At 37.7% G+C, this 12,532-nt stretch carries 14 protein-coding genes; 5 read left to right on the forward strand and 9 right to left on the reverse strand.

What is annotated here, in order from left to right:
- Positions 1-155: 155 nt before the first annotated feature.
- The gene (locus ND812_RS00635; protein ID WP_265373822.1) at positions 156-1,034 is read left to right on the forward strand and encodes a glycogen-binding domain-containing protein; all 879 of its coding nucleotides are present in this window, start codon (positions 156-158) and stop codon (positions 1,032-1,034) included.
- An 18-nt stretch (positions 1,035-1,052) separates the two neighbouring features.
- Here the strand turns inward: ND812_RS00635 and ND812_RS00640 are convergent, their stop codons facing one another.
- The 8 genes from ND812_RS00640 to ND812_RS00675 form a co-directional block, all read right to left on the reverse strand.
- Positions 1,053-2,438, reverse strand: a complete 1,386-nt coding sequence (locus ND812_RS00640; RefSeq protein ID WP_265373823.1) for a hypothetical protein — start codon at positions 2,436-2,438, stop codon at positions 1,053-1,055.
- Positions 2,439-2,535: 97 nt separating this feature from the next.
- Positions 2,536-2,862, reverse strand: a complete 327-nt coding sequence (locus tag ND812_RS00645; protein WP_108961024.1) for an ATP-dependent Clp protease adaptor ClpS — start codon at positions 2,860-2,862, stop codon at positions 2,536-2,538.
- A 16-nt stretch (positions 2,863-2,878) separates the two neighbouring features.
- Positions 2,879-3,844, reverse strand: a complete 966-nt coding sequence (locus ND812_RS00650; protein WP_108960760.1) for a transketolase family protein — start codon at positions 3,842-3,844, stop codon at positions 2,879-2,881.
- 2 nt (positions 3,845-3,846) lie between these two features.
- Positions 3,847-5,013 carry a methionine adenosyltransferase gene (gene metK, locus ND812_RS00655; protein WP_100717569.1) on the reverse strand — a complete coding sequence of 389 codons (1,167 nt, stop codon included), beginning with the start codon at positions 5,011-5,013 and terminating at the stop codon, positions 3,847-3,849.
- A gap of 10 nt (positions 5,014-5,023) precedes the next feature.
- Positions 5,024-5,776 (reverse strand): lysophospholipid acyltransferase family protein, encoded by a 753-nt coding sequence (locus ND812_RS00660; RefSeq protein WP_265373824.1) that lies wholly within the window; start codon positions 5,774-5,776, stop codon positions 5,024-5,026.
- Positions 5,773-6,465, reverse strand: coding sequence for a Rossmann-fold NAD(P)-binding domain-containing protein (locus tag ND812_RS00665; RefSeq protein WP_265373825.1), 693 nt, complete (start codon positions 6,463-6,465; stop codon positions 5,773-5,775). The genes ND812_RS00660 and ND812_RS00665 overlap by 4 nt, the downstream gene beginning before the upstream one ends.
- Positions 6,462-6,824 (reverse strand): PilZ domain-containing protein, encoded by a 363-nt coding sequence (locus ND812_RS00670; protein ID WP_265373826.1) that lies wholly within the window; start codon positions 6,822-6,824, stop codon positions 6,462-6,464. The genes ND812_RS00665 and ND812_RS00670 overlap by 4 nt, the downstream gene beginning before the upstream one ends.
- 32 nt (positions 6,825-6,856) lie before the next feature.
- On the reverse strand, positions 6,857-8,323 hold the full coding sequence (locus tag ND812_RS00675; RefSeq protein ID WP_265373827.1) for an MBOAT family O-acyltransferase: 1,467 nt from the start codon (positions 8,321-8,323) through the stop codon (positions 6,857-6,859).
- A 129-nt stretch (positions 8,324-8,452) separates the two neighbouring features.
- On the opposite strand from ND812_RS00675, the gene ND812_RS00680 reads away from it, so the two are divergent.
- Together ND812_RS00680 and ND812_RS00685 are read left to right on the forward strand one after the other, a co-directional pair.
- Positions 8,453-8,959 (forward strand): DUF3332 family protein, encoded by a 507-nt coding sequence (locus tag ND812_RS00680; RefSeq protein WP_265373828.1) that lies wholly within the window; start codon positions 8,453-8,455, stop codon positions 8,957-8,959.
- Between the two features lie 52 nt (positions 8,960-9,011).
- On the forward strand, positions 9,012-10,073 hold the full coding sequence (locus tag ND812_RS00685) for a hypothetical protein (protein ID WP_265373829.1): 1,062 nt from the start codon (positions 9,012-9,014) through the stop codon (positions 10,071-10,073).
- A gap of 46 nt (positions 10,074-10,119) precedes the next feature.
- Here the strand turns inward: ND812_RS00685 and ND812_RS00690 are convergent, their stop codons facing one another.
- Positions 10,120-10,473 (reverse strand): single-stranded DNA-binding protein, encoded by a 354-nt coding sequence (locus ND812_RS00690; RefSeq protein WP_265356909.1) that lies wholly within the window; start codon positions 10,471-10,473, stop codon positions 10,120-10,122.
- 155 nt (positions 10,474-10,628) lie between these two features.
- Between ND812_RS00690 and ND812_RS00695 the strand changes: the two genes are divergently transcribed.
- Positions 10,629-12,128: a PAS domain S-box protein gene (locus tag ND812_RS00695; RefSeq protein WP_407658417.1), complete on the forward strand. Its 1,500-nt coding sequence runs from the start codon at positions 10,629-10,631 to the stop codon at positions 12,126-12,128.
- Positions 12,125-12,523, forward strand: a complete 399-nt coding sequence (locus tag ND812_RS00700) for a response regulator (protein ID WP_265373831.1) — start codon at positions 12,125-12,127, stop codon at positions 12,521-12,523. Before ND812_RS00695 ends, ND812_RS00700 begins: the two co-directional genes overlap by 4 nt.
- Positions 12,524-12,532: the final 9 nt, after the last annotated feature.

A 12,532-nucleotide genomic window follows, 5' to 3' on the forward strand; every position in this document is an offset into this window, starting at 1 on the left:
GCGAAGGTCTATTCCTAATGAATTATCGGCCCCTTCTTAAAATGACAGAATATTTTTTTTATTATGTCAGATGATTCTCGAATGAAAAAACCTTTCACGCTCTTTTTTCAATCCTGCCGAAAATAAAGACAAAGGACACAAGAGACATCTGCACTATGTTGAAATCCAAATTCATCCGAATTGCCCTCATTTTACTCTTTTTGACAGGTATTGGAATTTTTGCCGACGATGGCATGGATTGGATCGGAAGTTTTTCTTCCGGAGAACTCGAAATGTCAGATGAAACCGAAGACCAAGACACGGTTTATTACCTTTGGCAATTGGAAAGTCTGAAGAAAAACATCGCACCACGTTACATTCGTTATCTTGATGTCGAATCCTATGTTTCGAGTGGGAACCTTCTCCACCGCGGGATTCTTTTCACCTATAATGGCCTCAGAGATGAATCTGTGGAAATCTGCGGTAGTTTTAACAATTGGGAATGTGCCGAAATGAAACGGAACCAATATGGAATTTATTACACAGTCATCGAACCAAACCAAATCAAAGACAGTTACGAAGAAGATCCTGTATACGAATATAAATTTCGAGTCAACGGCCTACTTACTTATGATCCAGAAAACTTTGATAAGGTGGAAGATGGATCGGGTTCTTATTATTCACGATTTGTTTTGGATTCTAAAGACACAGATCGGCAAACAAAAACGATGGTATTGGAAGATTCCGCAAACGAAGAACGTGATCTGCGTACAGTCAAATTTCAAATTTATTTACCAAATGCAGAAGTGGTTCGTGTAGTTGGAAATTTTAATGATTGGAACCCTGAACATGATTTTTTGAAAAAAGATCGCAAAGGGGTTTTTACCTTAGAGAAAAAATTACTCCCTGGTGAGTATCACTACCAATTCATCGTAGATGGTGAGACTGTGTTAGATACTTACAATCCAACTACGAATATAAAAATCGATACAAATGAATCTGTTTCATCTCTTTTGGTTCCTGAGCGGAACTATGCTTTAGAACGCAAGATGTGAAGATTAAAAGTTTTTTTCCTATTTCCACGATTCTTTTTTGATTTCAATTTTGGGAAACCATATTGGATTCACTGGGATCGAAACATCAGTTTTGTTTTTAACCTTATCCGCATACTGATCCCACTTTAAATCTTCGTATGGTTTGATGAAAATTGAATTTCGAATTACAAAAAGGAATACAACAACCACGAGAATTGGTAAATGAACAGTTGTCTGAATTTTATTTTTGTCGAATAACAATACAAAGGTCAAAATACAGAACATAAAATATGGTACCAAACCATACCGATTGATCATCAGATTAATGACATTTAAAAAATAAAATGATTCCTTTGCCCCATTCACGAGTGTCGTATAAGTGGCCTGCTCTGCGTTTAATGACAAACCACCCCGAAGTAAGACTGGAATCAAAACGGTTATCAAAAAACTGCCCAACAATATCGAAGTTTGAACACCTTGCATTTTGAATTTTTTGCAATAAAAGTAGAGTAAGACCAGTTCGAGTATCCAGAAATACTTATGATATGTTATGAATTCTACTGAATTCGTGTTCATGAAGTAGGTTGCGACAATCAATCGAATTAATTTTTCGATATGGATTAGGTTTACGAAATAGTTCCAATCAATGCCAACCACTGAATCCCTAGAACCCAAATAAAACATCAAAATTCCGTATCCCAATCCAATCAGAAACAAAACTAGGTATACCCAACGTTTTCGATCAAATTTACAAAGGAATGGACGAATTAAAAATAGAGGAGCATAACAGATTGCCAATGGAGCAGAAAAAATCCCCAAAAATACATAAACTGTGATCAATAGATAACTGAATCCATTTAATTCACCACCAATGATAGCCAAAAGAAAAACCCCCAAAGACAGGAAAAAATGTACATTGGTGATATTGTTAATTGATTCTATTCCAACTGGTGAACAACAAAGTAAAACAATCACAATTGTTCTTAAAAAATCACTTCTTAGGATATAACGAAACTTAGTGAGAGAAAAAATAGAAACAGAAATCGCTGAAATCAAAATAGCAGAAAGGTTAAATACCAAAGGTATCAATTCATAGGGAAACAAATTCGCAAAAAATGCAATGAATCTAGGTACTAAGTGGATGTATCCCGCATACAGAAAAAAGATTGTATCAGGGAATCCAGTAACCCATTCATCTCGGAGAAATATTTGTCCATCTTCAGCCCATAATTGAGCATTCAGAATTGAATCCGGTTTTCTCAAAATTAGGATCAAAAATGATAAAAGAAAATTAGAAAAAAATAATATGAAACTATGATTCTTTGTGTTTGTACCAGAAGTAGTAAAATCTTCCTTAAAATTTTGAAAAGATTTGGCGAACAATTCGATTAGTTTGAACTTCATATCATCTATGATTCGTTTCATTTTTGTATATGATTCATTCATTCGAAATTGATCAATAAACTAGATTTCATTTTAAAATTCTTAATTGAGTTCATGGAACAAAATGACGATCATTATTTTACTGTTCTAATGTTGCGGTCATGGATCCTTTGGAGGAACTCATTCTAGGGTCAGGACCATACTCCAAAATCCGCTCATGAACAAACTCTGCGTGTTCTAATTCCCCAGAAAAGACGATGGTTTTTTTGCGGGTATCCACCTCCACAGCATGTTGGAAGGCTTTTTCCCAAGTCATTTGGCAAACATCCATGAGCATCTCAATGACATACTCATAGGTATGATGGTCGTCATCCCACAAAACGACCTTCCATGGGCCGTCATTTTTGGTTGGTTTGATTTCGGTTTCTTCTAAGATAGAAGGTTGGGATGCTCCGGAACCGGTCATGACCGAAGCCTTTCCCTTATTTTTTCTTTTTGGAAATGGCAAGTTCCGCGTGGGAAACTACATCTTTTGCACGAAGGCCAAAATAATCGAGAAGTCCACTCCAAGTTCCTGATTTTCCAAAACTATCCTTCATTCCCACTTTGATGACGGGAACAGGGTATTCTTCCGATAAAAGTTCAGAGACAGCAGAACCAAGGCCACCAATGACATTGTGTTCTTCACAAGTCACAACTGCACCACATTCTTTTGCTTTGGCGATGATAACCTCTTTGTCCAAAGGTTTGATTGTTGCCATATTGAGTAGAGTGGCATGGATTCCTTTTTCTTTGAGGAGTCCTACTGCAGTCATGGCTTCGTTCACCATCACTCCGTTCGCAATGATACAAACATCCTTACCTTCCGACATCACTTCTGCTTTTCCTATTTGGAATTTGTAGTTTTCACGTTCAATGACTGGAATGGCAGGTCTTCCCACTCTCACGTACACAGGGCCTTTGTAATCAGCAATGGCGTGAATCACTTGTTTGGTTTCATTAAAGTCAGATGGGCAAATGACAGTCATTTCTGGAATGACACGCATAATTGCGAAGTCTTCAATACATTGGTGAGAAGCACCATCTTCCCCTACAGTGATTCCACCGTGAGAAGCTACAAGTTTTACGTTTAACTTTGGATAAACGACACTATTCCTTACAACTTCCCAGGCACGACCAGATAAAAACATTGCAAAACTGGAGGCAAATGGAACAAATCCCGAAAGAGCTAAACCTGCCGCATGACCAACTAAGTTTTGTTCCGCGACACCTACGTTAAAAAATCTCTCAGGATACTTCTTTTTGAAGTCAGCAGTTTTAGTAGAACCAGAAAGGTCCGCATCTAAAACGACTATATCTTGCCTTGATGCACCTAACTCAACTAAGGCTTCGCCGTATGCATCTCTTGTTGCTTTTTTGTCCGCTGTTGATTGGCTAGGTGCTCCCATGATTATCCTTTTTTTAACGCTTCAGCTTTGTCAGTTTTTTCCCAAGTAAATGTACTTCCAGTTCTACCAAAATGGCCGTAAGCAGCAGTTTCTTGGTATTTTCTTCCTTTTCCAAGGAGATCCAAACCTTCTACAATTCCTTTTGGAGTGAGTTTGAAGTTTGCAAGTACACGCTTTGCAATTTCTTCATCAGAAATAGTTCCTGTTCCAAATGTATCCACAAGAACAGATACAGGTTGTGCGACACCAATTGCATATGCTAATTGTACTTCACATTTGTGAGCAAGACCAGCAGCGACTACGTTTTTCGCGATGTAACGGCCCATATATGCTGCAGAACGGTCTACTTTAGATGGATCTTTTCCAGAGAATGCACCACCACCATGGCGACCCATTCCACCGTAAGTATCGACGATGATTTTACGTCCGGTTAGACCAGTATCACCATGTGGACCACCAATCTCAAATTTTCCAGTAGGGTTAATAAAGTAACGAGTATTAGTTAACAATTCTTTTGGAATCATTTTTTTGATACACTCTTCGATCACTGCTTCTTCGATTTGTTTATGAGTCACACCAGGTTTGTGTTGTGTGGAAATAACTACGGTATCAACACGTTTTGGTTTTCCATCTTCGTACTGGATGGTAACTTGTGATTTTGCATCTGGTCGTAACCATTCAATTTTGTTTGTATGGCGAAGTTCCGATAGGTGTTCGAGGAGTTTGTGTGAATAATAAAGTGGAGCAGGCATTAACTCTGGAGTTTCTGCGATGGCAAATCCAAACATCAATCCTTGGTCACCAGCACCTTGTTCCGTGTGAAGACCTTCTCCTTCGTTTACCCCTTGGGCAATGTCTGGAGATTGTGCATGGACATGTGAAGCAACGACTGCAAAGTCAGCATCAAAGTACATATTGATGTCGTTGTATCCAATTTTGCGAATCACATCTCGTGCGATTTCTTGGGTGTCTACTTTTCCCTTACTAGTAATTTCACCAGCAATGACGACAAGATTTGTCGTAACAAGGGTTTCACAAGCTACACGGGACTTTGGATCTTGGGCTAAATACGCATCGAGAATGGCATCAGAAATTTGGTCACAGACTTTGTCCGGGTGTCCTTCAGATACGGACTCGGAAGTGAAGATATAGTTTTTAAGAGAGGACATATTTTTTACCTTACTTGGTTAAAGTTTCGTTTTTAGGTGGTACGTCAATAGAATTGTCAGGAAAGAGTCCACGCACAAATGATTCCAGTGAATCCGCATTCGTTTGCATTTCCGTTTCCAATTTTTTAGCATATTCTTCGATTTGGCTTTCTGTGAGACCCTTGGGAACAAAGAAGGGTTTCCCATATTGGATGAAGAGCCTAGCCCCAAATTTTGGGAAAAAATGGCGGTCCCAACTCCGAAATACGTAAGCACGGTCATAACAGGAATGTAGATACAAAATGGGAAATCCAGTGAGTGAGGCTGTCACGATCACACCTGGTTTTACTTCCCTTCTTGGGCCTTTGGGTCCGTCGACGGTGAAAATGGGAACCGCACCTTGTTTCATTTCCTTTAGGATATTGCGAAACGCACCTGTTCCGCCCCTTGTAGAGGATCCTCGCACCGAACGAAGGCCTGAACGAGCAAATGTTTGGTGGATAATTTCACCATCTTTTGATTGGGACACAAGTGCTACCATGTCCGCTTTTTTCTTTCGTTTTAAGTATTCAGTTGCGTGCCTGTACAAAGAAAGTGTTGTTTCATGAAACACTGCGATGATGTAATCCTTTCCTTGTTCGATGACATTTGTTGATTCCTGAGGGATGATCAACTTTTGATTTCTTACAAATAGATACCAAACTCTTACAATGAAGTGAACTACAAAACTGAAAATGATGTATTTTGTTTTGGAATAGGGTTTTTGTTTATTATCTGGAATCAAAAAGAATGGTCCTTACCTATCTCCCACAGAATATCGTTTTCATAAATTTTTACCATCGGTTTGGATGGATCTGTAGTTTTATCATGTAACAACGAATAAATCATAGATTTGGCAACATATTCTGCTTGGATGGGTTTGTATTTTTTTAAACCAAATAATCCAAATGGAATGATGTGGCCAAGTACCTCACCAACCTTTTCTCCGATCCGAAGTTCGTCTCGTTCTCCAATGAGAAGGGAAGGCCTAAAGATTCCTAAAAAGGGAAATGAAAGTGCCATCAATTCCTTTTCCAATTCTCCTTTCACTCGGTTGTAAAAAATGGAAGAGTGAGCATCAGAGCCCATCGCTGTAATGATATAAAAACCTGGGACATTTTTTTCCTTCGCTTGTTTTGCGGCAAGGAGTGGATATTCATAATCAATTTCTCTAAATTTCTCCTGACTCCCAGCCTTATTAATGGTAGTACCCAAACAACAAAACACGGCATCAATTCCGTCGGGAACACTTACCTTTCCTGATTGGAAATCTTCCCAAGTGACTTTTATCACTTCAATGGGAAGATTTGGTTTGGATGAGTTCTCAAAATGACGAGCCCAAACGATCACTTTTTTGATCTGAGGATAAAAGAGAAGAGACAATAACACTTGTTTACCGACAAGTCCTGTTCCACCAAGTAACAATATTTTCATTTTATCTCCAAACTTCTTGCGAGCATTGAGTCATTTAAATTGATTTTTTCTACAAATTGAATTCCAGCGATATGATAAATGACGTTTTTGATTTTGGAAGTTTGGGTCCACATGATGGTACCTTCAAAAAACAACCGTTTTGTGCCTTTTGACCAAACAATACTCCCGAGTACTAGTGATTCGATTTCATCACTGAGTAAATCGTCTTCTCCCAAAAAACAAAGTCCTTCTTCAGAAATGTTTCCTAATTTTCCAAATAGAGTGATTCCTTCGAGATCCAAATGGACTTCAAACTCGGAAAAATCACCTGGAGAAATTCTGGGAAGCCTTCGCTCACTTTCCATAGCAACAAAATACATGGATTCCTAGAATTGGAAACGAAAAAAGCAAATTAGAACTGAAAGTAGATGAACGGAACAGAGTTTTCGGGTGTAGCTAAATTTAAGACAAGAAACAGAATTGGATACATCGCAAATTCAAAACTGGCAGGGATTTTTTTCCCTTTCCCCTTTTCGAAGAGAAAATAACCAATGGCATGTCCAATCGCCAGAAAACCAATGATCCATAGGAAATCTTTCCACATATAGGGGCGTAAATTTCCATCTTGGAAAAAGAAAATCCCTTTTAAATGGATCCAAGCATTTTCCCAAGTAAGCGAGCGGAAAAAAACCGCACCTAAAAAGAAAATGGAATTATTGAGTACATTTTGAAACAGCCAAACAGGAATTTGAACGAGTGACGAAAATTGGCCAGAAGTAGTTTCTTTTTTGTCCGGAAACCACTCTTTCCAAATTTCTTCCAAAACATAAAAAAATCCATTGAGAGACCCCCAAAACACAAAGGTCCATTGCGCACCATGCCAAACCCCACTCACAAACATGGTAAACCATAAATTAAACTTACGACGTACGGAAGTTACACGGCTTCCACCCATTGGGATGTAAATATAGTCACGTAACCAAGAATTGAGTGTCATATGCCACCTTCGCCAAAAGCCGGAAACAGATGTGGCGAGAAATGGTAAATTAAAATTGGTAGGCAATTTGTAACCGAGTAACATGGCACTGCCGATGGCCATATCCGAATACCCGCTAAAATCCAAATACACTTGGATTCCTCCTAGAGCGGCCGCAATGAGCAAGGCATAAGCATGATGACCTGCTGGATTTGCATAAATGGCATCAATTGTTGGTGCAACCATATCAGAAAGTACGGCCTTTTTAAAATAACCTAACATAAAAAAACGAATTGCAACTCGAAATTCAATGTCTTCTAATTTTTTAGGACTGTACAACTGGGGCATAAAGGTCCTTGCTGTAACAATGGGACCTGCAACAAGTTGTGGGAAAAAACTCACAAATAATGCAAAGCGAATAAAATCAGTTTCCGCTGGTATCTCTTTGCGATACACATCAATCGTATACGATAATGATTGGAATGTAAAAAAGGAAATCCCTGCTGGCAAAATGATTTTTAAAACAGGTAACATATCGCCACCAAACAATCCATTGGTGACGGAATTCATAGAAGTCACTACAAAATTATAGTATTTAAAAAATCCTAGGATAAAAACTAAGTTTGTAACCAAACTAAAGAGTAATAAATAATACCTTACTTTTTCTCTCGTTTCATTTGCAAGTTTGAGACCCACATAAAAGTCAATGGCTGTGGATAAAAGTATCAGTGCCCCAAAACGATAATCCCAAGACATGTAGAAAAAATAACTACTGATGAGTAGGAATATATGTAAGATGCGAGTTTCTTTAGATTGGTTCGAAAAGAGTGCTGGGAATAAATACCAAACGGTAAAAAAGACAAAAAGAAAGAAGACAAAGTATTCAAAATCAGAAAAGATCAATGGGTTTGCCTTCTATTCAGACCAGAATCATCGAAAAAATACCACTGTCAATCATTTCGACTTGCAGAACATTTGCATTTCACTTATGATTGGTCACTAGTTTTCAGCTAAGAACTATAGAGGTAGAAAATGAAAAAAGTATTTAAAACAGCGCTCGTCGGGTTATTGTCCTTCGGCCTACTTTCCAATTGTTTTGGAAAATTTGGTGCAATTAAGGCAGTATATTCTTTTAATGCTGGGATTCAAATTGGATCGGGTAAATTAGCAAGTTTCTTTCGTTCCTTGTTAATGATTTTTCCTTTATACATTGCGTATGGAATTGGAAGTTTCTTGGACATTATTGTTTTCAACCTAATTGAATTCTGGACTGACCATAATCCAATTGCAGCGGCGGAGTATGACTTTGATGGAAAACTAGTGAAAGAATATAGCGAAAATGGACAAACCATCACTCTTACCTACACAGAATGGGGTAAAGTTTTAAGAATGGATGCTCCTACCGCAAAAGGTGTTGAGTCAGTTTACTTTTTAAAAGAAAAACCAGAAAAAGCATACAGACTGATCAATGGTAAGTATGTAGAAATCCAACAAGTGAGTGGACCAATCCTTCCTCCAATGAGTGCAAAACACATCTAAGACCATCATTGCCCCTAATTTTAGGGGCAATCCTTAGCCGATACTTTAAAATATGAAACGAATTCCTTTTGTCGTATTGCTTTTGCTATTTGTTTGGATGTGCCAAACACCACAACAGGTGATGATTCCTAACTTCCCAACACAATCCGAACAAATCAATTTGAATCGAATCAAAATGATCACTAAACAAGAGGCAAATCTAGGCCAGGAATCAAATTCCAAAAAACCCCTCACCCAAGAGCCAGGAGTGAGTGTTGAATATTCAGAAAACAAAATTCCCTTTATCCAATTGGATTTATTTTTTGAAGATGCAGGAATCAGCATCATAGAAGAAATCATCGCTGGCACCATTATAGACCATCACATAGTCGTCTTAAACCAAAAAGGTGAAATCATCGCAAAACAACCTGTTAACTTCCAAGCCTATGAAATTTTGGAAACTAAAACAGAAGTGATGCGAAATAAGGTGATTGTTGGCGAATCTAAAAAACCAGTGAAGGTGAATAGCACAACTCCAGAAACTAGGATCTCAAGAGAGGCCATCGAAAGACAATACTCCGATCGTGACACAGTTCCCCAGGTACTCGAAATTTTTGAAGGGAAAGTTCCTTCTCCAGGAGAATACATTAGTATTTATTTAGAGTTAACTTATGTTCTACCTTATTTGGAACCAAATTGTGAATCGTATGGCGGAAATTGTTTTGGCGCCAAACAAAAATTTTTCGATGATGTAACTTCACGGAATCGACGTGAATTGGATATTTTGAGAAATCGTTATGTCAATGGGGAAATTGCACAGTTCCCAAACTTAACCTCAGAAGAGCAGACAGAATTTAAAACAAATATTAAATCAAAAATTGACTCTTCCAATGGAACGTATGGACCAAAGCATACATTTACCAAATTTTTCTTCAGAGAATGGAACTTAGTATCTTCACCGCGGTATTTTCGAATTCTTTCCGTTGGCAAATTGGGAAAACAAACGATGGTAGAAGAAGACAAAAGAACCGAGGAATCAAAAGAAAATTCACAATTGGAAAAAGATGATAACCATTCTATCTTTGATTCTCCAACTCATACAAAACATAAAAAGAGAACCATCACAACTCCATAACATTCAAAAACGCGGGTGCTTGGTCTAACAAACACCCGTGTTCCAGTTATGCTACTTTTTCTTCTCGTTTCTTCATACTATCGAATCGAACAGTAGATGCCGTGACTTTCACTTTTGATTTATTTTCGCCATCTGGAGTTTTCCATCGGTTTTGTTTTAAATTGCCCATCACAGTCACTTTACTTCCTTTTTTTAAGTACTCCACACAGTTTTCTCCCAACTTTTCCCAAGCTTCCACTTCAAAAAAGGAAACATCATCCTTTTCCTTTGCATCTGGGTTGTTTTGAGAGTGATTGACTGCCACAGTGAATTGTGCCAGTGACTTACCTCCAGCAATTGTTTTCTCCTCTGGATCAGAAGTTAGATTCCCATCCAAGATAATGTACGATAGATTTTTCATTTGAGTATCCCTATTACAGTTTTATTAGCCACATCTCTTTTAGGTGAAAAACTTGAATGATGGTACAAAAAAATGTTATCTCAAGTGATTTTATTCATTCTAAAAAAAACTGATTTGGGATAGACAACCGGATTCTTCTCTTATTGAATTAGGGTGTGGCACTTCCCGATTCCGAAATATTGCAATTACTAACCTCGATTAGCCGAGAATTGGTATGTTTACATGAAACTGATGGGACTTACATTTATGTGAGCCCCAATTCAAAATCAATCATCGGATATGAACCAGAGGAACTCGTTGGAAAAAATCCATATGATTTTTTCCATCCCGATGACAGAAGATTAATTTTTGAAAGATCACACCAACCACTTTTGCGAGGTGACGAAAACATCCACCCCACTTTCCGTTACTTACATAAAAATGGAACTTATATCTGGTTACAATCAGACAATCGATTGACCACTCACTCCATTTCAGGAAAAAAATACCTCCATACATCTTCTCGCGATATCTCAGAAAAAATAGAATCCGATGCAAACTTAGCTTTGTCCGAACGTAAATTCAAAACCTTATTCCGTGATTCCCCCATTGGACTTGTATTAACGAGCACACATGGTTACATCGACGATGTCAATGAAGCCTTCGCAAAATTTTTAGGTTATGAAATCTTTGAACTATTAGGAAAACATTTTTCTGAAATTAGTTCCATAGGAGAACTAGAAGAAAATTTACGGTATAGAGATTCTGTCCAAAAAGGAATGATCGATCATTATTCCATAGAAAAACAATATGTACATAAACTAGGACATTTAGTTTGGGCATACATCACAGTCACTGTGTTACGCGATGATTCAGGGAAAGCAATTTATTATTTAGCACAAATAATCGATATTGACGAACGAAAAAAAACAGAATCTCTGCTTTTAGAAAACAATGAACACTTAAAAGCCACTAAAAATTCTCTTCTCATCCAAAACAAACAACTCCAATCTTATAACCAAATCATCTCTCATCATTTACGGGCACCTGTGAGTAATCTCAGGAGTTTATTGGATTTATTAAAAATAACAGATGTAGAAGAAGAAAGAAAGGAATTACAAAATCATTTGGAAGAAGTGACTGAAAATTTGGAAACCGTACTTTCCGAATTAATCACAACCCTAAAGATCCAAAGTTTGGAAAATTACCAACCTGAATGGATTTCCATCCTTCCTACCTTTCAAAAAGTGCAAAAACTGATGGAAGGGGAATTCCAGAAAAAAAACGTCCACATTGAACTGAATGTGACAGAAAAAGAATTGGTTTTTGTTTCCAAAGAATACCTAGAAACCTTATTTTTACAACTCATCAGCAATTCAATTCAATTTGCTGATCCTTCTCGGGAACTTCGGATTGGAGTGGAATCCTTTTCTATGGGTTCCGAAACGACAATTTCCTTCTCAGATAATGGATTAGGGGTTGATTTATCTCGGTATGGGGATCAAATTTTTCAGCTGAAGAAGACTTTTCATCGTCAGATGAGTGGGAAAGGTCTCGGTTTATTTTTAATGAAATATACGATGGAATCATTGGGCGGAAGAGTTGAAGTCAAATCGAAACCTGGGGAAGGTGCCACGTTTTTACTTCATTTTCCGAATGGGGGTGCTAACACATGACGCCCAAAATTTGTATCATCGATGATGACAAAATTTACCAATTCACAACCAAGAAGATCATATCCAATGCTGGCATTGCTGGTGAAGTTTTGGTATTTTCGGATGCCGAGAACGCACTCAGTTTTTTCCAATCAGAACTGGAAAACACATCAACACTTCCTGATATTATATTTTTGGATATTAATATGCCTTTTATGGATGGTTGGCAATTCTTAGAAGCGATGGAACCTTTACTTTCCAAATTCCTAAAACAAATTCAAATTTATCTGGTAAGTTCTTCGGTTGACGAAGCGGATACAGAAAGGGCGGCAAAAATTCCTTATGTCTCTGGTTATATTTTTAAACCATTTACCAAAGAAAAACTTTTGGATTCTTTGGCTCATCTACAATCTTAGCTTGTCAAT

Source organism: Leptospira limi (genome assembly GCF_026151395.1).
GTDB lineage: Bacteria > Spirochaetota > Leptospiria > Leptospirales > Leptospiraceae > Leptospira_A > Leptospira_A limi.

Excerpts from the sequence above, each read along its gene's own strand:
- ND812_RS00635 (WP_265373822.1), top strand. The coding sequence starts at position 156 with ATGTTGAAATCCAAATTCATCCGAATTGCCCTCATTTTACTCTTTTTG.
- ND812_RS00640 (WP_265373823.1), bottom strand. The coding sequence starts at position 2,438 with ATGAAACGAATCATAGATGATATGAAGTTCAAACTAATCGAATTGTTC.
- ND812_RS00645 (WP_108961024.1), bottom strand. The coding sequence starts at position 2,862 with ATGACCGGTTCCGGAGCATCCCAACCTTCTATCTTAGAAGAAACCGAA.
- ND812_RS00650 (WP_108960760.1), bottom strand. The coding sequence starts at position 3,844 with ATGGGAGCACCTAGCCAATCAACAGCGGACAAAAAAGCAACAAGAGAT.
- metK (WP_100717569.1), bottom strand. The coding sequence starts at position 5,013 with ATGTCCTCTCTTAAAAACTATATCTTCACTTCCGAGTCCGTATCTGAA.
- ND812_RS00665 (WP_265373825.1), bottom strand. The coding sequence starts at position 6,465 with ATGAAAATATTGTTACTTGGTGGAACAGGACTTGTCGGTAAACAAGTG.
- ND812_RS00670 (WP_265373826.1), bottom strand. The coding sequence starts at position 6,824 with ATGTATTTTGTTGCTATGGAAAGTGAGCGAAGGCTTCCCAGAATTTCT.
- ND812_RS00680 (WP_265373828.1), top strand. The coding sequence starts at position 8,453 with ATGAAAAAAGTATTTAAAACAGCGCTCGTCGGGTTATTGTCCTTCGGC.
- ND812_RS00685 (WP_265373829.1), top strand. The coding sequence starts at position 9,012 with ATGAAACGAATTCCTTTTGTCGTATTGCTTTTGCTATTTGTTTGGATG.
- ND812_RS00690 (WP_265356909.1), bottom strand. The coding sequence starts at position 10,473 with ATGAAAAATCTATCGTACATTATCTTGGATGGGAATCTAACTTCTGAT.
- ND812_RS00700 (WP_265373831.1), top strand. The coding sequence starts at position 12,125 with ATGACGCCCAAAATTTGTATCATCGATGATGACAAAATTTACCAATTC.